Here is a 22,575-nt window from a genome sequence, read left to right on the forward strand (position 1 = left end):
GATGAACATGGCGACGAGCAGCAGAGGAGGACCCGATGGACACGATACTCAAGCTCGACAACATCACCAAAAGCTTTCCCGGTGTGAAGGCGTTGCAAGGCATTCACCTGGAAATCGCACGCGGTGAGATTCACGCGTTGCTCGGCGAAAACGGCGCGGGTAAATCCACGTTGATGAAAATTCTGTGCGGCATCTATCAGCCGGATGAAGGCACGATCACGATCGCGGGCGAAGTGCGGCACTTCACGAACTACCACGATGCGGTCGCCGCGGGCGTGGGTATCGTGTTTCAGGAGTTCAGCCTGATTCCGTATCTGAACGCGGTTGAGAACATGTTTCTCGGCCGTGAATTGAAGAACGGTTTGGGTTTGCTTGAACGCGGCAAGATGCGGCGCGTAGCTGCGGCGATTTTTCAACGGCTGGGCGTGGCGATCGACTTGTCGGTGCCGATTCGGGAGTTGTCGGTCGCGCAGCAGCAGTTCGTTGAAATAGGCAAGGCGTTGTCTTTAGAGGCACGCATTCTGATTCTGGATGAGCCGACTGCGACGCTCACACCTGCCGAAGCGGAACACCTGTTTGCGATCATGCGTGACCTGAAGACGCAGGGCGTCGCGATGATCTTTATCTCGCATCACCTGGAAGAGATCTTCGAGGTTTGCGATCGCATTACCGTATTGCGCGACGGTCAGTACGTCGGCATGACGGAGGTCGCGCAATCCGATGTGAGCCGTCTCGTCGAAATGATGGTGGGGCGTCGCATCGAAAACAGCTTTCCGCCGAAGCCTCCACTGCGTACCGATGCGAAGATCGTGCTCGACGTCGAAAAGCTGCAGTTGCTGAAAGATAGTCCGGTGCTGAGCTTCAATTTGCGTGAAGGCGAGATTCTCGGCTTCGCGGGACTGGTCGGTTCGGGCCGCACGGAGACAGCGCTGGCAGTGATCGGCGCTGACCCGGCTTATGTGAAAGAAATCCGCATCAACGGCACAGCCGAAAAACTATCCGATCCCGCCGATGCCCTGCGCGCAGGCGTCGGCATTCTTCCCGAGAGCCGCAAGACCGAAGGTCTGATCACCGATTTCTCGATCAAGCAGAACATCTCGATCAACAACCTCGGCAAATACCGCTCGCTACGTTTCTTCATCGATCAGCGGAGCGAAGCGCGCGCGACTGCGGACATCATGAAGCGCGTCGGCGTCAAAGCTCCGACGATGCACACCGAAGTCGCGACGCTCTCAGGCGGCAATCAGCAAAAGGTGGTGATCGCGCGTTGGCTGAATCACCACACCAACATTCTCATCTTCGACGAACCGACGCGCGGCATCGACGTCGGCGCCAAAGCCGAAATCTATCTGCTGATGCGCGAACTCACCGCGCGCGGCTACTCGATCATCATGATCTCGTCCGAATTGCCGGAGATCGTCGGCATGTGCGACCGCGTCGCCGTGTTCCGGCAGGGCCGCATCGAAGCGATGCTCGAAGGCGGCGAGATCGACTCGAACGCCGTGATGACCTATGCAACAGCCGGCACCCGTGGAGCAGCTCATGAACACGCCTAATCCTTCTTCATCGCCGAAAACGTCGACTGTCAGTAGTGACACGCCGGGCGCACCGGTGCGCTTTACGTGGGCCGCGTTGAAACGCTCGACGCTGTTCTATCCGTTCATCGGCCTGCTGGTGGTGTGCATCGTGATGGTATTCGCGAGCGACAGTTTTCTCTCCGCTGCGAATCTGGAGAACGTGCTGCGCCAGGTGTCGATCAACGCGATCATTGCTGTCGGGATGACGTGCGTGATTCTGACTGGAGGTATCGATCTGTCGGTTGGCTCCGTGATGGCTTTGGCGGGCACGCTTGCCGCGGGCTTGATGGTAGCCGGGATGAACGCAGTGGCTGCGTTGGCGGTCGGCATCGCGGTCGGTTTGGGCTTCGGTGCTGCGAACGGATTCTTCGTCGCGTTCGCCGGTATGCCGCCGATCATCGTCACGCTCGCGACGATGGGGATCGCTCGTGGTCTCGCGTTGATCTACACGGGCGGTTATCCGATCGACGGCCTGCCTGAGTGGGTCAGTTTCTTCGGCAGCGGCAAGATCCTCGGTATTCAGGCGCCGGTTGTGATCATGGTGGTGATCTATGCGATCGCCTGGGTATTGCTCGAACGGATGCCGTTCGGCCGCTATGTGTATGCGATTGGCGGCAACGAACAGGCGACGCGTCTGTCCGGTGTGCGTGTGGCTCGCGTGAAGTTGATCGTCTACTCGATTGCTGGTTTGACGTCCTCCTTCGCCGCCATCGTGTTGACTGCACGCTTGATGAGCGGCCAGCCGAACGCAGGCGTCGGTTTCGAACTCGATGCCATCGCCGCCGTGGTGATGGGTGGTACCTCGATTTCCGGTGGACGCGGCTCGATCATCGGCACTCTGATCGGCGCGTTGCTACTGGGTGTGTTGAACAACGGCCTCAACATGGTCGGCGTGAATCCTTATGTGCAGAACGTGATCAAGGGTGGAATTATTTTGCTGGCGATCTACATCAGCCGCGACCGTAGAAAGTAACTCTCAAACGACCTCCTTTTAGCAGGACCATGCAATGACTCAATCCACGCAATCCGATAAGCAGGAAATGACGGCGATCGTCTGCCACGCACCGAAAGACTATCGCGTCGAACAGGTGTCCAAGCCCAAGGCCCGCGCGCATGAGCTGGTGATCCGAATCGCCGCGTGCGGTATCTGCGCGAGCGACTGTAAGTGTCATTCTGGCGCGAAGATGTTTTGGGGCGGCCCGAGCCCATGGGTCAAAGCGCCGGTGATTCCGGGCCACGAGTTCTTCGGTTTCGTCGAAGAAATCGGCGAGGGTGCGGCCGATCACTTCGGCGTAAAGATCGGCGACCGCGTGATCGCCGAACAGATTGTGCCGTGTGGCAAATGCCGTTATTGCAAATCCGGCCAGTACTGGATGTGTGAGGTGCACAACATTTTCGGTTTCCAGCGCGAAGTCGCGGACGGCGGTATGGCCGAATATATGCGCATTCCGCCGACCGCAATCGTCCACAAGATTCCCGACGGCATCTCGCTCGAAGACGCGGCGATCATTGAACCGCTTGCTTGCGCGATCCACACGGTGAACCGCGGTGATTTGCAACTCGACGATGTGGTAGTGATCGCCGGAGCGGGGCCGCTTGGCCTGATGATGACGCAGGTCGCGCATCTGAAAACGCCGAAGAAACTCGTAGTGATTGATCTGGTTGAAGAGCGTCTGGCACTCGCGCGTGAATACGGCGCGGATGTGACGATCAATCCGAAACAGGAAGACGCATTGGCGATCGTTCATTCGCTGACCGATGGCTATGGTTGCGACGTCTACATCGAAACCACCGGCGCGCCGATCGGCGTCAATCAGGGCATGGAGATGATCCGCAAGCTTGGGCGCTTCGTCGAGTTTTCCGTGTTCGGTTCGGATACGACGCTGGACTGGTCGGTGATCGGCGACCGCAAGGAACTCGATGTGCGCGGCGCGCATCTGGGTCCATACTGTTATCCGATTGCGATCGATTTGCTGGCGCGCGGGCTCGTGACGTCGAAGGGTATTGTCACGCACGGCTTTTCGCTGGAAGAATGGGACGAAGCGATCAAGGTCGCTAACTCGCTCGATTCGATCAAGGTATTGATGAAGCCGCGTGCCTGAGCGCTTGGCGCGGCGCGAGGCAAGGACGAGCGGCATATAAACGGAGACTGTATGGACTACGTCATCGGCGTCGATATCGGCACGCAGAGCACCAAGGCTTTGCTGGTCGATCAGCACGGCGCGATCGTCGCGCAGCATGCGTCGAGCTATCAGCCGGACACGCCCAAGCCGCTATGGGCCGAGCAATGGCCGGCAGTGTGGTTGAAGGCTGTGGTGGAGTGTATTGCGGCTTGCGTGCGTAAGGCGAAGGAGGCGGGTGTCGCGGCGAAGTCGATCAAGGCGGTGTGCGTGAGCAGTCTGTATGGCGGCTCGGGAATTCCCGTCGATAGCGATATGCGACCGCTTTATCCGTGCCTGATCTGGATGGACCGGCGTGCGACCGATCAGGTCGAGTGGGTGCGTAAAAACATCGACCTCGAGCGCTTGTATGCGATCACGGGCAACGGTGTGGACAGCTACTACGGTTACACGAAGATGCTGTGGCTGCGCGATCACGAGCCGGAAATCTGGGCGCATACGCGTTACTTCCTGCCGCCGAACGCTTACGTGATTTATATGCTGTCCGGTGAAGTCGCCGTCGATCATAGTTCGGCGGGCAATATCGGCGGCATCTACGATATCGCGAAACGCGACTGGTCGGACGAAGCGCTCGACATGCTCGGCATTCCCGCAACGATGATGCCGGAGCGGTTGGTGGAATCGTCGGACGTGGTGGGCGGGTTGTTGTCGCAATGGACCGAGCAGCTTGGATTGGAGGCGGGCACGGCGATCGTTGCGGGCGGTGTGGATGCAGCGGTGGCGACGTTTGCCGCGGGCGTCACGCGTGCTGGGCAGCACGTTGCGATGATCGGTACGAGTATGTGCTGGGGGTATATCAATCAGACCGTCGATGCGCGGCATGGGTTGATCAGCATGCCGCATGTGTTCAACGGTCAACGCGATATTTATGTCTTCGGTGGTGCGATTACGGCGGGCGCTTCGGTGACGTGGTATCGGGAGCAGTTCTGTCATGCGGAGACCGAGGCGGCGCGTGCGATGCCGAATGGAGATCCGCATCGCTTGCTTGAAGAAAGTGCTTCTCAGATTCCCGCAGGCTCTGATGGTGTGATGTTCTTGCCGTATTTGATGGGAGAACGAAGCCCCGTGTGGGATGCGAAGGCGAGTGGGGCGTTTGTCGGCCTGAGCCTGTATCACACGCGGGCACATCTGTATCGCGCGGTGCTGGAGGGCGTGTCGTTCGCGTTGAAGCACAACATCGAAGCGGGACGTAAAGGCGCGCAATCGTTGGATGACAAGTTGATCGTCGTGGGCGGCGCCGCGCATTCGGATTTGTGGATGCAGATCATTGCGGACATTACCGGCTATCCGGTCTATACGATCGAGCAGGACGTGGAGGCAGCGATGGGGGCGGCGTTGCTGGCGGGTGTCGGTGTCGGTCTGGTATCGCGTGAAGAAGCGCAGAACGGATGGGTCACGCTGATTGAACGTGCAGAGCCGAACGCGCAACGGATGGCGCTGTATGAGCAACGGTTCGGCGTTTATACGGATTTGTATCCGGCGTTGAAGCCGGTCATGCATCGGTTGCAGACATCATGAATGCTACTTTTGATTTTTCTGGTCACTCGATTCTTGTGACGGGTGCGTCGAGTGGAATTGGGCGCGCGACGGTGGAAGCGTTGTGTGCTTCCGGCGCGAGTGTGGTCGCTGCGGCGCGGAATGTGAATGAGCTTGCTCGTCTGGCAGAAGAAACGGGCTGCGAACCGATGATGCTCGATGTGAGCGATGAGTCCGCTATTGATGACGCATTGGGCTCGCTTGAGGCGTTTGATGGGCTTGTGAACTGCGCGGGGATTGCTTTGCTTGAGCGTGCGGTGGATACGACCGGCGCGAGTTTCGATCGTGTGATGGGGGTGAATGCGCGCGGAGCGGTACTGGTTGCCAAACACGTGGCTCGCGGGATGATCGATGCGAAGCGCGCTGGCAGCATCGTGAACGTTTCCAGTCAGGCTGCGCTCGTGGCGCTGGATGACCATTTGAGTTACTCGGCTTCCAAGGCGGCGCTCGATGCTGTTACGCGGGCTTTGTGTATCGAGTTGGGGCCATACGGTATCCGGGTGAATAGCGTCAATCCTACGGTGACGTTGACGCCAATGGCCGTGCAGGCGTGGAGTGATCCTGCGAAACGCGATCCTGCGTTGAAGGCGATTCCGCTGCACCGCTTCGCGGAGTCCGCTGAGGTTGCTGCGCCGATTATGTTCTTGTTGAGCGATGCGGCTTCGATGATTAGCGGGGTTTGTTTGCCGATTGATGGGGGGTATACCGCTAGGTGATTGGTCTATCTGCTCGGCGCTGGTGGTTCGTGCGTTTGCATAAAAAAGGCGCGGACAATTCGCGCCTTTTGCTTTGCTGCGGCATCGTAGCCGCCACTTCACCCTAGTGCTTCACTGCCGTCTGCTGTGCATCAGCCCGCGCGCACGCAGCAGTCCTTACGCGCTCCCGCTTACGCGTCACCGCTTTGTCTGATGCAGCTTCAGCTTCGGCCGCAGCTGAAGCTGCTTCCCGTCCCGCCTCCGCAGCATCCGAGAGAAGCTTCGTCGCAAGCTTGGCGGTGATGCGACTATGAGCAACCCCCTTAGCATCCAGCGCAATCACCTGGTACAGGTCGCGGTCGCATTCAACTTCCTGCTGGTATTGCTCGACGGTATAGAGCAGGTGTTCCAGCAGGTTGCGCTCACTGCGTCTTTCTTCAACCGTCGTAGCTGGGCATCGGGTGATGCTCGCCGCGAGATCGATCAGTGTTCGAAGCTGTCGGATTTGTCGATCGCATGCTCCAAAAGCCGACAGTGCGAGCTTTTCGTACTGGAGCGCATCAACGGGCGGTCGTGATGCCGTTTGAGTCTTCTTGGTGGTTTTGGTCATGGTGCGATTTCCGATGTGTTCCTGAAACGCCCGACACTCTCTAACAGATGGGGTGAGCGGGCACGTAGCGAGTTTGAGAGACCGGGCAACAAAACGAAACCGGCGAGCCTTGCGACCCACTCACCACGACCCGCCCATAGGAACGGCGTGCGTGATTGAACACTACCTACTTTCAGAAGTAGTGCGTTTCGTTGCTTCGGGCTCTCACACCCAGCCGTCTTGTCCGACGGCACATAGAAATCTAACCCAACCGTTTTTTAAGACGATCAACCACACAGGCTAAAAACACAAACTGTGACCAATCTTTACATTGCGACCTGTGCGTCTGCGCGTGCACCGCGCATTGCATGAACACGCTCAATGCATCGAGCATTGGCAACGAAACGAAGACGCTTAAAGCATCGTCCTCACATGCCAAAGCTCAGGAAACAAAACCACATCGAGCATCTTCCGGAGATAAGGCGCGCCACTCGTACCACCCGTGCCTTGCTTGAACCCAATAATCCGTTCAACCGTAGTCACATGCCTGAACCGCCACTGTCGAAACGCATCCTCGAGATCGACAAGTTCCTCCGCCATTTCATACAACTCCCAATGCTGCGACGGATTCCGATAAACCTCCAACCACGCCGCCTCAACGGAAGCATCATGCGTAGTCGGCTGCGTCCAATCCCGATCCAATCTGGAAGGTGAAATCGCAAACCCACGCCGCGCCAGCAGTCGAACAACTTCATCGTAAAACGAAGGCGCTTCCAGCGAAGCCGTCACCTCAGCAAGAACATCTGCCCGATGTGCATGCGGCTTCAGCATCTGCTCATTTTTATTGCCGAGCAAAAACTCAATCTGCCGATACTGATAAGACTGGAACCCGGAAGAGCTACCCAGATAAGGCCGCATCGCGGTGTACTCGGACGGCGTCATCGTCGCGAGAACGCTCCATGCCTGCACGAGCTGCTCCATGATCCGCGACACACGAGCGAGCATCTTGAACGCCGGCGGCAACTCGTCGCGATGCACCGCCTTCAGCGCCGCGCGCAATTCATACAGCGCGAGCTTCATCCACAACTCACTCGTCTGATGCTGGATGATGAACAGCATCTCGTTGTGATCCGGCGACAACGGATGCTGCGCATCCAGCACCGTCCCCAGCGAAAGATAGTCGCCGTAACTCATCGACTCCGAAAAATCGAGCTGCGCGTCATGCCAGCCGTCGCCGGAATCGGCGGCAGCAGTGGCCGTAGCAGACGCCGAAGGAGCAACCCCACTGCCATGCCCAAACGGACACCCTTGCGCCGGTTTTTCTTCCGGCAATCCCGGCGTTTGCATATGATCGGTCATCGCGCGCTCCTTAGGTCACAGCGCCGCGAGCGGCAAATTCAGGTGCCCGCCAGGTCTCTTGCGTAAGCACCTCGCGCAACGTCTCGACCGCATCCCACACATCGACAAAGCGCGTGTACAGCGGCGTAAAGCCAAACCGCAACACATGCGGCTCGCGATAGTCGCCGATGACGCCGCGCGCGATCAACGCTTGCATCACCTCATAACCATGTGGATGCTCGAAGCTCGCATGCGAACCACGCTGCGCATGCTCACGCGGCGTTACAAGCTTCAAAGGAAATTCGCTGCAACGCGCTTCGACCAGTTCGATAAACAAATCGGTCAACGCGAGCGACTTCGCGCGGATCGTCTGCATATCCGTTTGCAGGAACACATCGAGACCGCATTCGACCAGCGACATCGACACCATCGGTTGTGTGCCGCACAGGAAGCGGCCGATGCCATCGTCAGGTTGATACGCCGGGTCCATCTTGAACGGCGCACGATGACCCCACCAGCCGGACAGCGGCTGCGAGAAATCGTTTTGATGCCGCTTCGGCACCCACACGAACGCCGGCGAACCCGGGCCACCATTCAGATACTTATACGTGCAGCCCACCGCGTAGTCAGCCCCAACGCCATTCAGGTCGACCGGCACTGCACCCGCCGAATGCGCGAGGTCCCACAGCGCGAGCGCGCCCTTGTCGTGGATCAGTTTGGTCAGCGCGGCCATGTCGTGCATATAGCCGGTGCGGTAATTCACATGAGTGATCATCGCGATCGCGGTGTCGTCGCCAATCGCGGTGGGCAACTCGGACGGATCGTCAACGAGGCGCAGCTCATAACCGCGGTCGAGCTGTTCGATCAGCCCTTGCGCGATATACAGATCGGTCGGGAAATTCGAGCGCTCAGAAACGATCACGCGACGCTTCGGATCGCGCGCATTCGCCACCCGCAGGGCAGCCGACAAAAGTTTGAACAGATTGATCGAAATCGTATCCGTGACAACGACTTCGTTGTCAGCCGCACCGATCAACGGCGCGAGTTTGTTGCCAAGACGGCGCGGCAATTCGAACCATCCGGCGGTGTTCCAGCTGCGGATGAGACCTTCGCCCCATTCGGCGCCGATCACGGTCTGCGCGCGCTGCGCGGCAGCGGCCGGCGGCACGCCGAGCGAGTTGCCGTCGAGATAGATGGTCGTCGATGACAGCGCGAACTGGTCGCGCAGCGTTGCGAGCGGGTCGGCGCTATCCAGCGCCAATGCTTCTTCACGAGTGTTCATGGTGGTCCAGTCAGTCAGATCAGGGAATTCGGTGGATGCGATGAGTGCAGTGATTCAGTTTGCAGAGCGTCGCCGATCAGCGAGACTCGGGCAGCGCGCGCAACACGGCGCGCACGGGGCTCGCATCGAGCGTGGTCAGCTTCAGCGGCAGCGCGATCAGTTCGTAGTCGCCCGGCGCGACGGCATCCAGCACGATGCCTTCGAGAATCGCCATACGATGCGCGCGAATGCGATGGTGCGCGTCCATCGTCTTCGATTCCTGCGGATCGAGCGACGGCGTGTCGATGCCGATCAGCTTCACCCCTTTCGCTGCCAGCAGGTCGATCGTTTCCGGCGCAACCGCGCAGAACGCGCTATCCCAGACCGTAGTCGGCGCGTTTTTGTAAGTGCGTAGTAAGACTCGCGGCGGCAGGTCGTCGAGCGAGCCGCTCAGGTGTTGTGGCGTGACAACAGGCGAAGCGCCGATGCAATGAATTACGCGGCAGCGTCCAAGGTACGCATCGAGCGCAACCTGGCCGATCGCCGCGCCTTCGGCGTCGTAGTGAAGCGGGGCGTCGGTGTGGGCGCCGGTATGCGGCGACAAGGTCAGCCGCGCGACGTTGACGGGCGAGCCCGCCTCCATGCGCCACACGCGTTCGATGCCGACCGGCGTATCGCCGGGCCAGACGGGCGTCGCGGTATCGACGGCGGGGGTGATGTCCCAGAGTGTGTCCATGTCTCCATCTGCGGATTGTGTCTATCCGGGAATGATAGGTGGCTTGGCGCGAAATGTGATTGCGAAAAAATCTCCTTCTGAGCCGTGTCTTGGAACATAATTTGAGTCAAATGGGAAAGGGAGACCGAATATGAACGCGATCTCGCTCGACGCCACCGATTGCCGTATCTTGACGGTGCTTCAGCAAGAAGGACGGATCAGCAATCTCGACTTGGCGGAGCGCATTTCGCTTTCGCCATCGGCCTGTCTACGACGCCTGCGCCTGCTGGAAGAGCAGGGCGTCATCGAACATTACCGTGCGTGTCTGAATCGCGAAGTGCTGGGTTTTGAACTGGAAGCGTTCGTGCAGGTGTCGATGCGCAACGACCAGGAGAACTGGCACGAGCGTTTTGCGGAGGCGGTGCGGGACTGGCCGGAAGTGGTCGGTGCGTTTGTCGTGACCGGCGAAACCCATTATCTGCTGCGGGTGCTCGCCCACAATCTCAAACACTATTCGGATTTCGTGCTGCAACGCCTCTATAAGGCGCCGGGCGTGATGGATATTCGTTCGAATATCGTGCTGCAGACGTTGAAAGAAGATTCGGGCGTACCGGTGTCGCTGGTGCCGAAAACTACCGGACATAGCGCGCCACACAGCTGAGTGCGAGTTGCTGGTCAGCTTGCTTCGGTTGGCCGTGTAGCCGGTTTTACCCGCTTGCGGGCCGCTGTTAAAACACAGCGGCGCCGCGTTCAGAGCGGCTTGAGTCCGTGGAATTGACCGCTGTGGAAGACGAGCGGCGCAATCTCCGCGGCACTCTCGTGGACGCCGCAGCGCTCCACTTCGCCGACGAAAATCACGTGGTCGCCTTCTTCGTAGCGGCTGCGGTTATGGCATTCGAACCAGGCGAGCGCGCCGTCGAGCACCGGCATGCCGGTGTCGCCTTCGGCGTGCGAGACACCTTCGAAACGATCGCCCTTCACGGTCGCAAAGCGCTTGCACAGATCGAGCTGCGACGCGGCCAGCACGTTGACCACGTAGTGACTGTTCGCCCGGAACACCTGCATCGACGCCGAGCGCGTGGCGAGGCTCCACAGCACCAGCGGCGGATTGAGCGAAACCGAATTGAACGAGCTGGCCGTGATGCCGATCAATTGGCCGGACGCCGCACGCGTGGTGATGACGGTGACGCCGGTGGCGAATTGGCTGAGCGCCTGTTTAAAGGCGGGCTGGTCGAAGTTGGGCGGGCTGGCGCGCTTCATCGGGCGGAAGCCTTCGGCGCAAACCGGGTGAACCCCGGAGTGAACCCATCGCGCGTGCGGCCGGAAACAAATGATTCAAAAGTCATAGTGAAAATCGTCGATTTGCCCCAATTTTAACTGCAATCGCGGTGGACTGGCCGCGACACCTGCCGGTTAATGGAAAAACCGCTAAGCTGGAAAGTCTTGGTGGTGGCATGAGCGTTGCGGTTAACTGGGACCGGCATCGGCCGACTATGAGTATCAAGGAGCAAGCAGCATGAGTCAGACAGGCGAAGTCGCCACCCTCGGTGGCGGGTGTTTCTGGTGCCTCGAAGCGGTGTATCTGGGCGTCGAAGGCGTGAACTCGGTGGAGTCGGGCTACGCGGGCGGCCAGACCCAGCGGCCGACCTATGAACAGGTGTGCGACGGCGTGACGGGCCACGCGGAAGTCGTGAACGTCGACTTCGATCCGGCGAAGATCAGCTATCGCGAGATTCTCGATATTTTTTTTGCGATCCACGATCCGACCCAGTTGAACCGGCAGGGCAACGATGTCGGCACGCAGTACCGCTCGGTGATTTTTACCCACTCCGACGCGCAGCGTGAAACGGCGCTGCAAGCGATTCGCGAGATCGGTGAACAGGGTATCTACGACGGCCAGATCGTCACCCAGGTGCTACCGCTCGACGGTAATTACTGGGCGGCTGAGGCGTATCACCAGAACTACTTCGCGCAGCATCCGAATCAGGGGTACTGCTCGTTTGTCGTGGCGCCGAAGGTCGCGAAGTTTCGTCAGAAGTTCGCGCATCGGATCAAGGCGAGCTGAGTCGGCGCGGCGGTGGAGGTCTGATCGCGGGACGGGCGGCGGTTCAGGTTTCGACTTGGGCCGCCGGCGTTTAAGTGGCGGCTCGGCGAGCCACGTGACCTCAGATGGCTCGCCACGCGTGGGCGTTGCGCCGCCGCTCAGCCTTCCTCGTCGCCTTCTTGCCGCCCATTCTCGTTCGAATCGGGCTCTGACTCCGGGCGCGTTTGCACCTGGTCATGGTCATGCTCATGTTCGTGCTCGTGAGCAAGCCGTGCATACGCTTCAATAATCTCCCGCGCCAGTTCCACGCAACTCAACGGCGCCGACCCCTCCGCCTTATTGTTGATCGCGATCACCACCGGCTGGCCGGCCAGCGCATAGCGCGCGGCCAGCTCGGCGAGCGCCGCGCGGGTCGACGGGTCCTGATCGACCAGCTGGTTGAACGGTTCGTACTTGGCTTTCGCCTGTTCGTATTTGAAGCCGCCGTGCAAACTCCAGCGCACGATCAGCGGGCCGGCCGGCTCGCCGTCCAGTAGCGCGAGCGCCGCCGCCTGGCGCAGCGGATCCGGCATCCGTGCATGAATCCCCACGCAATACCGCACGCCCGCCGCCTTTAGCGTGCGGATAAAGCGCGGCGTGAGCAAACTCCCATCGCGGATTTCGATCGCATAGCACGTGCCCTCGGGCAGCTTCGGCAACGCCGTCAGGAACTCGGCGAGTCGCTCGATGAACACCGCCGGTTGCGCGAGCATCTGGTCTGGCAGCGGCGAGAGCTGGAACACCAGCGCACCGGCTTTCGTACCGAGGCCTTCGAGACATGGTGCGACGAATTCGTCGATTGCCATTTGCGCGTTCAGGAAGCACGGGTTCAACGAAACCGGCTCGCCGCGTTCGGCGCGCACGGTGGCGTCGGTGATCGTCATCGGCGCTTTGACGATGAAGCGGAAGTGCTCCGGCACTTGCTGCGCGTAGCGCAAGTATTCGGTAACGGTGAGCGCCTGATAAAACGACCGGTCGATGCTGACAGTCTTTAGCAGCGGATGCGCGCCGTAGGCCGTCAGACCTTCGCGCGAGAGTTTGCTGTTGCTGTACTCGTCGCCGTAGACAATGCCGTTCCAGCCCGGAAACGACCATGTCGACGTACCGAGGTGGATCTGCGCCGGCAGTTCGGCGGCGAGCGCCAGGAGTTCAGCAGAGGGCGGAGCGGCGAGCACGTCGCGGGTACGGCGTTTCTTCGGCGTATCCGGGGCAGACGGTGTTGAGCTGGAGTCGGCGTCGGCGATGGGCGCCGATGGCGCGTCATCTTCATGCCAGAGGGTGGTGGCGCTCTTCTTTGCGCGCGGCTGCCGCCGCCGCTCGAGCTGTGCCGTTTCGTCGACCTTTGCCGGGGTGGCAGCGGCGGGCGCCGCCGATGCCGGTACCTGCTCGACCGGCATCCCGAACAGATCGAACTGCGGTGCATCGGCCTGTGTGTCCTGCTCGCCGCTCACCGGCTGTTCAACTTCACTTGTCCCGCTCTGGTCCATCGATGTTCGACCTGCTGTTTAAGGTTTGCGCCGTGTCGGGCCGCCTACGCAATGCACGTAGACCCGGCACGCAGCCACGGCACATCGCCGTGGCGCAACCGTATCACAGTGATTTGTCGTACATATAGCGACGCGACCACGGCAAGGTTTTCGCGCTGCGGCCGGCTTTGCGGCACACCACCTGGTAGATCGAGACGTCGTCGGTTTCGAATGCGTACGCACAACCGGCGAGGTACACGCGCCAGATGCGGAATTTTTCGTCGTCGACCAGCGTGCGGGCTTCGTCCGCATGCGCCTCGAAGTTTTCCGCCCAGATGTCCAGCGTGTGCGCATAGTGACGGCGGAGGCTTTCGACGTCAACCGCTTCGAGTCCACCGCGCTGCATTGCTTCGAGCGCAAGGCCGATATGCGGCAGCTCGCCGTCCGGGAACACGTAACGGTCGATGAATTCGCCGCCGCCTAGCGCGGTTTCGCCGCTGTCCGAATCGCTCGACGTGATGCCGTGATTCATGGCGACGCCGTCGTCGACGAGCAGATCGTGGATCTTCTTGAAGTAGCCCGGCAGATTTTTGCGGCCGACGTGCTCGAACATGCCGACGCTGGTGATGCGATCGAATTGCCCTTCGACGTCGCGGTAATCCTGCAGACGAATCTCGATCTGGTTTTCCAGACCCGCGGCTTCCACGCGTGCGGTGGCGAGATCGAACTGGTTCTGCGACAGCGTCACACCCACGCACTTCGCGCCGAACTTCTGAGCCGCGCGCAGCACGAGCGCACCCCAGCCGCAGCCGATATCGAGCAGGCGCTGCCCCGGTTGCAACTGGATCTTGGTGAGGATGTGATCGATCTTCTTGATCTGCGCGGTGGCGAGATCTTCGTCGCCATTCTCGAAGTACGCACACGAGTACACCATGTTCTCGTCGAGCCACAGCTTGTAGAACTCGTTCGAGACGTCGTAGTGATACTGAATGGCCTTCTTGTCCGACGACTTCGAGTGCTGGAAGTAGCGCCGCACGCGCGCCAGCTTGCTCGCGCTGGTGACGGTGTTGCGCGCCAGCTGGTAGCTGACGTTGATGATGTCCGACAGCTTGCCTTCGATGTCGATCTTGCCCTTCACGTACGCCTCGCCGAGATTGTCGAGGCTCGGTTCGAGCAGATAGGGCAGCGCCGTGGCGCTTTTGACATGTAGCGTGACCTGAGGCGCGGCGAACTGCCCGAAGTCATGTTGCTGACCGTCCCACAACACAAGGCGTGCTGGCAGGTTAGCCTTGGTTTTTACGTCTTCCACCCACTGCGCCAGCTTTTTCTCCCAGAACATGTGATTTCTCCGTGTCCGTTGAACTAAAGCAAAGCCTGTGTGGATCGCAGCTCACTGCGGTGCAACTCCCATACCGCGAGGCGCAATCCGGCCGTCGCGCGTTGCTGCGTTGGCAACGCGCATACGTGTTGTATTCCGATTCAAGGCGATAGGCGGGAGATTTGCCAGTCGCTGCTTTCGCTTGAACGCGTGAAGAGCAGACGGTCGTGCAGACGCGACGGTCGGCCCTGCCAGAATTCGATTGCTTCGGGTACCAAACGATAACCGCCCCAGTGTGGTGGGCGCGGTGGCTGGTCGCCGTATTGCAGGCTGATTTCGCGTTCGCGTGTTTCGAGCTGCGAGCGGCTTTCAATTACCTGACTTTGATTGGATGCCCACGCGCCGATGCGTGAACCAAGCGGACGCGACGCGTAATACGTATCGCTTTCTTCCGGGCTGGTTTTGACGATGCGGCCTTCAACGCGCACCTGGCGTTCGAGTTCGATCCAGTAGAACAGCAGGCTCGCGTAGGGATTGGCGGCCAGTTCGCGGCCCTTGCGGCTTTCGTAGTTGGTGAAGAACACAAAGCCGCGCTCGTCCACACCTTTGATCAACACGATGCGCGCCGACGGCCGGCCACGCGAGTCGACGGTGGCCAGCGTCATCGTATTCGGTTCGGGCAGTTGGGCGTCTACCGCTTGCTGAAACCACGCGTCGAATTGACGAAACGGGTTGCGGTTGATATTGGCAACGTCCAAAGAACCCAGCGAATAGTTTTTTCGAAGTTCGGCGAGTGAGGTCATGTTCTTATGCGAACGCTTCAGTCTAACCAGTATAGCCAGGGCTTGAATTTTTTGCGCGCGACCAGGTCAAGCCCCGCTGGGCTGTGTGGACATCCACACCACAATGTTTTGCGGCCGTTTGTGCCTGAGTGGGTGCAGCCATGTGGATCGTCGCGATCAGGCAAAATACGGGCTGCGAACGCTCGAGTGTGCCTGAGCGTTTTTTGCCACTCTATGTTTTGCCTGCTTTGAACGAGCCTTCCACCATGTCCAGCCCCACCGCGCAGTCCGATCTTACTACCAGCCTCGACGGGAGTGAAACCGCCGATCGCGCGCGGCGCTTCGGCGGCATTGCCCGCCTGTACGGCGCGCCGGCGCTCGCTGCGTTCGAAGGGGCCCATGTCGCTGTGATCGGCATTGGCGGGGTTGGCTCGTGGGTGGCCGAGGCGTTGGCGCGCAGCGCGGTCGGCACGCTGACCTTGATCGACCTCGACAATGTTGCCGAGAGCAACACTAACCGCCAGATCCATGCGCTGGACGGCAACTACGGAAAACCGAAGGTCGAGGCGATGGCCGAACGCATCGCGGCAATCAATCCGTTCTGCGACGTGCGGCTGATTGAAGACTTTGTCGAGCCGGACAATTTTGCGGCGACGCTCGGCGGTGGTTTCGATTACGTGATCGATGCGATCGACAGTGTGCGCACCAAGACCGCGTTGATCGCGTGGTGTGTCGAGAAGAAGCAGCCGTTGATTACGGTGGGCGGCGCGGGCGGCCAACTGGACCCGACGCGTATCCGGATCGACGATCTCGCGTTGACCATCCAGGACCCGTTGCTGTCAAAAGTGCGCGGGCAGTTGCGCAAACAGCATGGTTTTCCGCGTGGCCCGAAGGCGAAGTTTAAGGTGAGCGCAGTGTATTCCGACGAGCCGCTAATCTATCCGGAAGCCGCTGTTTGCGATATCGATGAGGAAGCGGAGCACGTCACGACGTCGCCGGGACATACGGGACCAGTGGGTTTGAACTGTGCGGGATTTGGGTCGAGCGTATGCGTGACCGCGAGCTTCGGCTTTGCTGCTGCCGCGCATGTGTTGCGGGCGTTGGCGGAGCAGGCGCGGCTCGTTCGCCGCGCCTGAACGGACAGCCAGTTAATACAGCAAAGCGCTTAGCTTGCGCCGCCATTGCGACACCAGCTCCGGCTGATGCGCGGCGAGATCGAACACCGACAGCATCGTCTTGCGGCCGATGTCGTCGCGGAATGTGCGGTCGCGCTGCACGATGGCTAGCAAATGCTCGAGCGCGCCTTCATATTTGCGGCGGGCGATAAGCGCGCTAGCCAGATCGAAGCGTGCTTCGAGATCGTCCGGATTTGCTGCGACTTTGGCTTCGAGTGCATCCGTAGGCGGCAGGTCAGCCGCCGCGTCTACCGCATCAAGCCGTGTCTTGATCGCGTTGAAGCGGGCGTCGATCCCTTGCGTGGTTTTCGGCGACAGCAGGTCGACTTCATTGCGCGCTTCGTCGATGCGATTATCTTCGAGCAGCATTTCGATGCGATCCATGCGCGCTTCGTCGAAGCCTGGGTCGTAGGCGAGGGCAGCTTGCAGTGCGTCATACGCATCCTCACGACGCCCTTCGGCCAACGCGGCTTGCGCTTCAAGACGTGCCGCGTCCGCGCCTTGCGGCACGAGGCGCTCGATAAATTCGCGCAACTGGCCTTCCGGCAGCACGCCGACGAATTGATCGACCGGCTGGCCATCGGCAAAGGCCATGACGTGCGGAATGCTGCGCACCTGGAAGTGCGCGGCCAGTTCCTGGTTCTCGTCGACGTTCACCTTCACCAGCTTCCATTTGCCGGCGGCTTCGGCTTCGAGCTTCTCGAGCATCGGGCCGAGCGTCTTGCAGGGGCCGCACCACGGCGCCCAGAAATCGACCAGCACAGGGGCCAGTGTCGACGCCGTGATGACGTCCTGTTCGAAAGTGGCCAGAGTGGTGTCCATTGCGTCCTCGTCGATAAAAACGGTTTGTCGGCTAGATGGGGCCGTATGCCGCGAATTCAATGGTTCAACGCGCCGGATGCAGCCCACCGCGGCCACACATGCTCGCGCAAGCGGCGGGCTTGCCGGCGGCGACCGAATGAGCGCCGCCTTGCTCGCTCATTTTCTTGTCGGCAGCGGAATCCATTCGGTTTCGCCGGGCACCTTGCCCATCTCCTGATTGGTCCACGCCAGCTTCGCGGCTTCGATCTTCTCGCGCGAACTGGCGACGAAATTCCATTCGATAAAGCGCTCGCCATCCAGTTTCTCGCCGCCGAGCAGCATCACGCGCGCGCCGTGGGTGCTGGCCAGCGTGACAGTTTCGTCGAGTGCGAGCACGGCCATCTGGCCGACTTCGAGCGGCGTGCCGTCGATCTCCAGATCGCCGTCCACCAGATAGACACCGCGTTCCTCGTGTTCCGGTTCAAGCGCGAAGGCGCCGCCCGGGGCGAACTCGGCGGCCACGTAGAGCGTGCCGGAAAAAGTCGCGACCGGCGAGGTTTCGCCGAACGCCGTGCCCGCGATCACGCGCAGCGTGACGCCGTTGCGCTCGACCACCGGCAGCGTGTCCGCCGCATGATGAGCGAAGGACGGTTCGATGTCTTCGTCGTCGAGCGGCAGCGCGACCCAGGTCTGGATGCCGTGCATGGCGAGACCGCTTGCGCGGTCTTCAGCCGGCGTGCGCTCGGAATGGACGATGCCACGTCCGGCAGTCATCCAGTTGACGTCGCCCGGGACGATCTTCTGCTCGGAGCCGAGGCTGTCGCGATGCATGATCGAGCCTTCGAACAGATACGTGACGGTGGCGAGGCCGATATGCGGGTGCGGACGCACGTCCAGCCCAACGCCGGGGTCGAGCGTGGCGGGGCCCATGTGGTCGAAAAAGATGAACGGGCCGATCAGGCGCGCAGCCATGGCCGGCAGCACACGCCGCACGGTGAGGCTGCCGACGTCGCGCAGATGAGGTTTGAGAACTGCTTTGATCGAGGAAGACATGGGCAGGCTCGGCTGGAAGGGTGGGTTGGATTTTGTTTAATGGATGATTCTACTGCGGTTGAGGCCGCGGCCGCATTCTGCGCTGCCAATGTACACACATGTATTTACATTGGCGGCGCGGAGAACTATAGTATTAGCTCGTACATACAGCGTACATCCGCAGCAGGAGTTCAGCATGCTCACCAAAGTCTTTCGCAACGGCAATTCGCAAGCCGTGCGTATTCCAGCCGAATTGGCCTTCGACCGGGCCGACGTCGAGGTTGAAATCGAACGGGTCGGCGAAGAATTGCGGATCCGTCCAACGCGGCGTCCGCTGACTGGCGTGCTCAAGAAATTCGCGAAATTTGGGCCCGACTTCATGGCGGAAGGTCGTGGTGATCACGAGCAGGCCGAGCGCGAGGATTTGTAATGCCGCGCTACATGCTCGACACCAATATCTGCATCTACCTGATGAAGAACCAGCCGGAACAGGTCGCGAAGCGCTTTGCACAATGTCTGGTTGGCGACGTGGTGATGTCGGCCATCACCTTTGCGGAACTCGAATATGGCGTGGCGGTATCGGCGAACCGCGCGCGCGATCGCCGCAGTCTGGCGGCGCTTGCCGAAGACATTCTGGTCATGCCGTTCGACAGTGCGGCAGCAAGCGCGTACGGTCCGATTCGCGAAGCGACGCGCGAGCGTAAGAAGGATCAACTCGACAAGCTGATCGCGGCACATGCCGTGGGGCTTGACGTGGTGCTGGTGACCAACAACGAACGCGACTTCGCCGCCTATCCGGGGTTACGCGTGGAAAACTGGCTGAACGGCTAACTACGTTTTAACGCACTGCCGAGTGAGGCGGCGTCCGCTAAACTGCCGGATCCAACAACGAAATGGAGACGGGGATGTCACCCAGGGATTTACTGCTCGCGCTGGTCGTCGTGATTGCGTGGGGCGTCAATTTCGTCGTGATCAAGGTGGGTCTGCACGGTGTGCCGCCAATGCTGCTCGGCGCGTTGCGTTTCGCGCTTGCCGCCGTGCCCGCGGTGTTTTTCGTCAAGCGGCCGCAGATGCCGTGGCGCTGGCTGCTCGCTTACGGCGCGACGATTTCGTTCGGGCAATTCGCTTTCCTGTTCTCGGCGATGTACGTCGGCATGCCCGCGGGGCTCGCGTCGCTCGTCTTGCAGGCGCAGGCATTTTTCACGCTGATCTTCGCGGCGCTGTTTCTGCATGAGCGTTTCCGCGTGCCAAACATCGTCGGTTTGCTGATCGCTGCGGGCGGCCTCGCGGTCATCGGCATGCAAGGCGGCCATGCGATGACGCTCGCAGGCTTCGTCCTCACGCTGTGCGCCGCGTGTTCGTGGGCGCTCGGCAACATCGTCACGAAGAAGGTCGGCAAGGTCGATCTGGTCGGGCTGGTGGTGTGGGGCAGCCTGATTCCGCCGTTGCCGTTTTTCGCACTGTCGTACGCGTTCGAGGGGCCGCAGCGGATCGTCGCGGCGCTGTCTGGGATCAGTGCGATGTCGATTTTCGCCATCGTGTATCTCGCGTTTATCGCGACGCTGATCGGCTACGGGTTGTGGAGCCGGCTTCTGTCGCGCTATCCGGCGAGCCAGGTGGCGCCGTTCTCGCTGCTGGTGCCGATTGTCGGGCTGGCGTCGGCGTCCCTGTTTCTCGACGAGCAGTTGTCCGAGGCGCAGATCGTGGGCGCGTTGCTGGTGATGGCGGGGTTGGCGGTGAATGTGTTCGGCGGTTGGGTCGTGCAGCGGTTTTCACCGGCGCGTTGACGGCCTCTTAAGCGTGACGCAGAAAAAAACGGCCGCATCGAGCGGCCGTTTTTTTATCGCTTGCGTGACGCGGTGTCACGCCGGCTAGCGTCAGGTCATGCGGTTCTTCGCCAACGGCGGATTCGCCGCGAAATAGCGCTTGATGCCGGTCATGATCGCGTCGGCCATTTTCTCCCGATACGCGTCGTCGTTCAGGCGGCGCTCTTCATCCGGGTTGCTGATGAAGGCGGTCTCCACGAGGATCGACGGAATATCCGGCGCCTTCAGCACCGCAAAGCCGGCCTGTTCGACCGAGCCTTTGTGCAGTTTGTTGATCCCGCCGATCTCCTTCAGCACGAAGTTGCCGTAGCGCATCGAATCGCGAATCTGCGCGGTGGTCGACATATCGAACAGCGCACGATTGACCGTGGCATCCGCGGACTTGATGTTGATCCCGCCGATCTGATCCGACGAGTTCTCCTTGTTCGCCATCCAGCGCGCCGCGGCGCTCGACGCGCCGTGCTCCGACAAGGCGAACACCGACGAGCCCTTCGCGTCGGGCGTGGTGAACGCGTCCGCGTGGATCGACACGAACAGGTCCGCGCCGACGCGCCGCGCCTTCTGCACGCGCACATTGAGCGGCACGAAGAAATCGGCGTCGCGCGTCATCATGGCGCGCATATTCGGCTGCGCGTCGATCTTCGCGCGCAGCTTCTTCGCGATGTCGAGTGCGACGTGTTTCTCGTACGTGCCCGAACCGCCGATTGCGCCCGGGTCTTCGCCACCGTGACCCGGATCGACCGCGACGGTGAGCAGACGCACCGTGTTGCTCTTGCCGGTTTTCGGGTTGGTGAAGGCGTAGTTATCGTCGCCGTCGTTGTCGTCGCCACCGAGGTTGCTGCCACTCGTGCCGCCTTTGTTGCGGGCGATGGCTGTGGGCGGCGCGACGGGCGGCGTCGGGGTAGAAGGCTTGCCGAGGATGGGCGGAGCCGGTGTCGGCACAACGTGCACCGGCGGACGCGGTAGGTTCGGCGCCGTCCCGCCACCGCCGTTCTGCGCATAGCGCTCGAAAAAGGCTTCGCTGTTGTCGGCGGTGGGCGGCGTGGTGCCGGGGCCGCTCAGTGTGGCGGGCGGGGCGTTGTTTTCGTCCAGCGTTTGCTGCTTGCGCTCGGTCTGCGCGAGCAGATCCATCAACGGATCGGGTGCGACGGCGGGGTACAGGTCGAACACCAGCCGATATTTGTACGCGCCGACCGGCGGCAGCGTGAACACCTGCGGCTTCACCGAGCCCTTCAGATCGAAGACCATACGCACGACGTGCGGCTGATATTGCCCGACACGCACCGACTGGATCTGCGGATCGTTCGGCGTGATCTTCGATACCAGATCCTTCAGCGCCTGATCCAGATCGAGGCCGCTCAGATCGACCACCAGCCGGTCAGGACCCTGCAGCAACTGCTGCGCGTTCTGCAATGGCTGGTCCGATTCGATCGTTACGCGCGTGTAATCGCGCGCCGGCCAGACCCGCACGCCCAGCACCGAGCTCGCCCACGCGAGACGCGGGGCAACAAGGCCGAGCACCAGCGTGGACGCACCCGCGCGCAGAATCTGCCGGCGCCGCCAGTTATGCGTTGCGGTAGCCGCCGATTCGATCGAGCGGAACGGTTTGATTAACATCTTTCGAGACATGCCTTTCCTGATTCGCTGTATGCCCGTGCGACGAGTATCCGGCCGTCGCCCCCGTGGTCCAGGTCGAGCGCGAAGACGAGATCCGGCACGCCAAGGAGACGCCCGGCACGCTGCGGCCATTCGACGAGGCAGATGGCGCCGCTGTCGAAGTACTCGCGAAAGCCCGCGTCGGCCCATTCGGCCGGGTCCGTGAATCTATACAGATCGAAGTGATAGAGCGCGAGTTCCCCAGCGGGCCGCTCGAGCACGTAGGGTTCGACGAGTGTGTAGGTGGGACTGCGTACGCGGCCGACGTGGCCGAGGCCGCGCAAGGTCGCGCGCACGAGTGTGGTTTTGCCGGCGCCGAGGTCGCCGACGAGTTGGACTTGCAGTCCGTGGAATGCCTGATGACCCGCGACGCCTGGCGTGTGTTGTTGCCCAGTTTGTTGCAACTCGCGCACGCTTTCGATCGCCTGCGCGAAGCGCTTGCCGAATGCGTTGGTGGCGGCCTCGTCCGCGAGCGCGAAGGAGCGTTCGAGCAGGATATCGGCGGGCGGTTGGATCGCGAGATCGGGATTGACGGGCATTCTCGT

23 protein-coding genes are annotated in these 22,575 nt (G+C 60.8%); 11 read left to right on the forward strand and 12 right to left on the reverse strand.

Features of this window, described 5'->3' with window-relative positions; all coding sequences use genetic code 11:
- Nucleotides 1-35: 35 nt before the first annotated feature.
- From M0D66_RS05005 to M0D66_RS05025, 5 genes are read left to right on the forward strand one after another with little or no spacing between them, the layout of a single operon-like run.
- A complete protein-coding gene (locus M0D66_RS05005; RefSeq protein WP_211701964.1) occupies nucleotides 36-1,556 on the forward strand; it encodes a sugar ABC transporter ATP-binding protein in 1,521 nt (506 codons plus the stop codon).
- Nucleotides 1,543-2,550, forward strand: coding sequence for an ABC transporter permease (locus M0D66_RS05010; RefSeq protein ID WP_054034672.1), 1,008 nt, complete (start codon nucleotides 1,543-1,545; stop codon nucleotides 2,548-2,550). Before M0D66_RS05005 ends, M0D66_RS05010 begins: the two co-directional genes overlap by 14 nt.
- A gap of 34 nt (nucleotides 2,551-2,584) precedes the next feature.
- Nucleotides 2,585-3,679: an alcohol dehydrogenase catalytic domain-containing protein gene (locus tag M0D66_RS05015; RefSeq protein WP_266209201.1), complete on the forward strand. Its 1,095-nt coding sequence runs from the start codon at nucleotides 2,585-2,587 to the stop codon at nucleotides 3,677-3,679.
- A 51-nt stretch (nucleotides 3,680-3,730) separates the two neighbouring features.
- Nucleotides 3,731-5,275 (forward strand): FGGY-family carbohydrate kinase, encoded by a 1,545-nt coding sequence (locus tag M0D66_RS05020; protein WP_266209202.1) that lies wholly within the window; start codon nucleotides 3,731-3,733, stop codon nucleotides 5,273-5,275.
- The gene (locus M0D66_RS05025; RefSeq protein ID WP_266209203.1) at nucleotides 5,272-6,009 is read left to right on the forward strand and encodes an SDR family oxidoreductase; all 738 of its coding nucleotides are present in this window, start codon (nucleotides 5,272-5,274) and stop codon (nucleotides 6,007-6,009) included. Before M0D66_RS05020 ends, M0D66_RS05025 begins: the two co-directional genes overlap by 4 nt.
- A 103-nt stretch (nucleotides 6,010-6,112) precedes the next feature.
- Here M0D66_RS05025 and M0D66_RS05030 read toward each other — a convergent pair whose 3' ends face one another.
- The 4 genes from M0D66_RS05030 to kynB form a co-directional block, all read right to left on the reverse strand.
- Nucleotides 6,113-6,598, reverse strand: a complete 486-nt coding sequence (locus tag M0D66_RS05030) for a hypothetical protein (RefSeq protein WP_211701974.1) — start codon at nucleotides 6,596-6,598, stop codon at nucleotides 6,113-6,115.
- Between the two features lie 393 nt (nucleotides 6,599-6,991).
- Nucleotides 6,992-7,936 (reverse strand): tryptophan 2,3-dioxygenase, encoded by a 945-nt coding sequence (kynA, locus tag M0D66_RS05035; protein WP_211701975.1) that lies wholly within the window; start codon nucleotides 7,934-7,936, stop codon nucleotides 6,992-6,994.
- A 10-nt stretch (nucleotides 7,937-7,946) separates the two neighbouring features.
- Complete coding sequence (kynU, locus tag M0D66_RS05040) at nucleotides 7,947-9,197, reverse strand: kynureninase (protein ID WP_266209204.1); 1,251 nt, start codon at nucleotides 9,195-9,197, stop codon at nucleotides 7,947-7,949.
- A 76-nt stretch (nucleotides 9,198-9,273) separates the two neighbouring features.
- Entirely contained in the window at nucleotides 9,274-9,912 is a 639-nt protein-coding gene (gene kynB, locus M0D66_RS05045; protein WP_093635676.1) for an arylformamidase, read from the reverse strand.
- A 130-nt stretch (nucleotides 9,913-10,042) separates the two neighbouring features.
- Here kynB and M0D66_RS05050 point away from each other — a divergent pair, with 130 nt between their 5' ends.
- Nucleotides 10,043-10,552: an Lrp/AsnC family transcriptional regulator gene (locus M0D66_RS05050; protein ID WP_054034335.1), complete on the forward strand. Its 510-nt coding sequence runs from the start codon at nucleotides 10,043-10,045 to the stop codon at nucleotides 10,550-10,552.
- Nucleotides 10,553-10,641: 89 nt separating this feature from the next.
- On the opposite strand, the gene M0D66_RS05055 is transcribed toward M0D66_RS05050, so the two are convergent.
- Nucleotides 10,642-11,151 (reverse strand): flavin reductase family protein, encoded by a 510-nt coding sequence (locus M0D66_RS05055; RefSeq protein ID WP_093635678.1) that lies wholly within the window; start codon nucleotides 11,149-11,151, stop codon nucleotides 10,642-10,644.
- Nucleotides 11,152-11,407: 256 nt separating this feature from the next.
- Here M0D66_RS05055 and msrA point away from each other — a divergent pair, with 256 nt between their 5' ends.
- Complete coding sequence (msrA, locus tag M0D66_RS05060) at nucleotides 11,408-11,956, forward strand: peptide-methionine (S)-S-oxide reductase MsrA (protein WP_093635680.1); 549 nt, start codon at nucleotides 11,408-11,410, stop codon at nucleotides 11,954-11,956.
- 137 nt (nucleotides 11,957-12,093) lie between these two features.
- On the opposite strand, the gene M0D66_RS05065 is transcribed toward msrA, so the two are convergent.
- The 3 genes from M0D66_RS05065 to pdxH all read right to left on the reverse strand — a co-directional run bounded on the left by M0D66_RS05065 (nucleotide 12,094) and on the right by pdxH (nucleotide 15,561).
- Nucleotides 12,094-13,461 (reverse strand): DUF72 domain-containing protein, encoded by a 1,368-nt coding sequence (locus tag M0D66_RS05065; protein ID WP_266209205.1) that lies wholly within the window; start codon nucleotides 13,459-13,461, stop codon nucleotides 12,094-12,096.
- Nucleotides 13,462-13,564: 103 nt separating this feature from the next.
- Nucleotides 13,565-14,779 carry a cyclopropane-fatty-acyl-phospholipid synthase family protein gene (locus M0D66_RS05070; RefSeq protein ID WP_266209207.1) on the reverse strand — a complete coding sequence of 405 codons (1,215 nt, stop codon included), beginning with the start codon at nucleotides 14,777-14,779 and terminating at the stop codon, nucleotides 13,565-13,567.
- Between the two features lie 140 nt (nucleotides 14,780-14,919).
- Entirely contained in the window at nucleotides 14,920-15,561 is a 642-nt protein-coding gene (pdxH, locus tag M0D66_RS05075; RefSeq protein ID WP_093635686.1) for a pyridoxamine 5'-phosphate oxidase, read from the reverse strand.
- A 245-nt stretch (nucleotides 15,562-15,806) separates the two neighbouring features.
- Here pdxH and tcdA point away from each other — a divergent pair, with 245 nt between their 5' ends.
- Nucleotides 15,807-16,676: a tRNA cyclic N6-threonylcarbamoyladenosine(37) synthase TcdA gene (gene tcdA, locus M0D66_RS05080; RefSeq protein WP_200618239.1), complete on the forward strand. Its 870-nt coding sequence runs from the start codon at nucleotides 15,807-15,809 to the stop codon at nucleotides 16,674-16,676.
- A gap of 12 nt (nucleotides 16,677-16,688) precedes the next feature.
- Here the strand turns inward: tcdA and trxA are convergent, their stop codons facing one another.
- Together trxA and M0D66_RS05090 are read right to left on the reverse strand one after the other, a co-directional pair.
- Entirely contained in the window at nucleotides 16,689-17,537 is an 849-nt protein-coding gene (gene trxA, locus M0D66_RS05085; RefSeq protein ID WP_200565133.1) for a thioredoxin, read from the reverse strand.
- A gap of 156 nt (nucleotides 17,538-17,693) precedes the next feature.
- A complete protein-coding gene (locus M0D66_RS05090) occupies nucleotides 17,694-18,569 on the reverse strand; it encodes a pirin family protein (RefSeq protein WP_093635690.1) in 876 nt (291 codons plus the stop codon).
- A gap of 175 nt (nucleotides 18,570-18,744) precedes the next feature.
- Between M0D66_RS05090 and vapB the strand changes: the two genes are divergently transcribed.
- The 3 genes from vapB to M0D66_RS05105 all read left to right on the forward strand — a co-directional run bounded on the left by vapB (nucleotide 18,745) and on the right by M0D66_RS05105 (nucleotide 20,335).
- A complete protein-coding gene (gene vapB / locus M0D66_RS05095) occupies nucleotides 18,745-18,978 on the forward strand; it encodes a type II toxin-antitoxin system VapB family antitoxin (RefSeq protein ID WP_054034329.1) in 234 nt (77 codons plus the stop codon).
- Complete coding sequence (locus M0D66_RS05100) at nucleotides 18,978-19,379, forward strand: type II toxin-antitoxin system VapC family toxin (RefSeq protein ID WP_093635692.1); 402 nt, start codon at nucleotides 18,978-18,980, stop codon at nucleotides 19,377-19,379. Before vapB ends, M0D66_RS05100 begins: the two co-directional genes overlap by 1 nt.
- A 74-nt stretch (nucleotides 19,380-19,453) precedes the next feature.
- The gene (locus tag M0D66_RS05105; RefSeq protein WP_054034327.1) at nucleotides 19,454-20,335 is read left to right on the forward strand and encodes an EamA family transporter; all 882 of its coding nucleotides are present in this window, start codon (nucleotides 19,454-19,456) and stop codon (nucleotides 20,333-20,335) included.
- A gap of 90 nt (nucleotides 20,336-20,425) precedes the next feature.
- Here M0D66_RS05105 and M0D66_RS05110 read toward each other — a convergent pair whose 3' ends face one another.
- Both M0D66_RS05110 and tsaE read right to left on the reverse strand, forming a co-directional pair.
- Nucleotides 20,426-22,003, reverse strand: coding sequence for an N-acetylmuramoyl-L-alanine amidase (locus M0D66_RS05110; RefSeq protein WP_093635694.1), 1,578 nt, complete (start codon nucleotides 22,001-22,003; stop codon nucleotides 20,426-20,428).
- Nucleotides 21,985-22,569 (reverse strand): tRNA (adenosine(37)-N6)-threonylcarbamoyltransferase complex ATPase subunit type 1 TsaE, encoded by a 585-nt coding sequence (gene tsaE, locus M0D66_RS05115; RefSeq protein WP_211705859.1) that lies wholly within the window; start codon nucleotides 22,567-22,569, stop codon nucleotides 21,985-21,987. The genes M0D66_RS05110 and tsaE overlap by 19 nt, the downstream gene beginning before the upstream one ends.
- Between the last annotated feature and the right edge of the window lie 6 nt (nucleotides 22,570-22,575).

The organism is Paraburkholderia sp. SECH2, assembly GCF_030464795.1.
Lineage (GTDB): Bacteria > Pseudomonadota > Gammaproteobacteria > Burkholderiales > Burkholderiaceae > Paraburkholderia > Paraburkholderia aspalathi.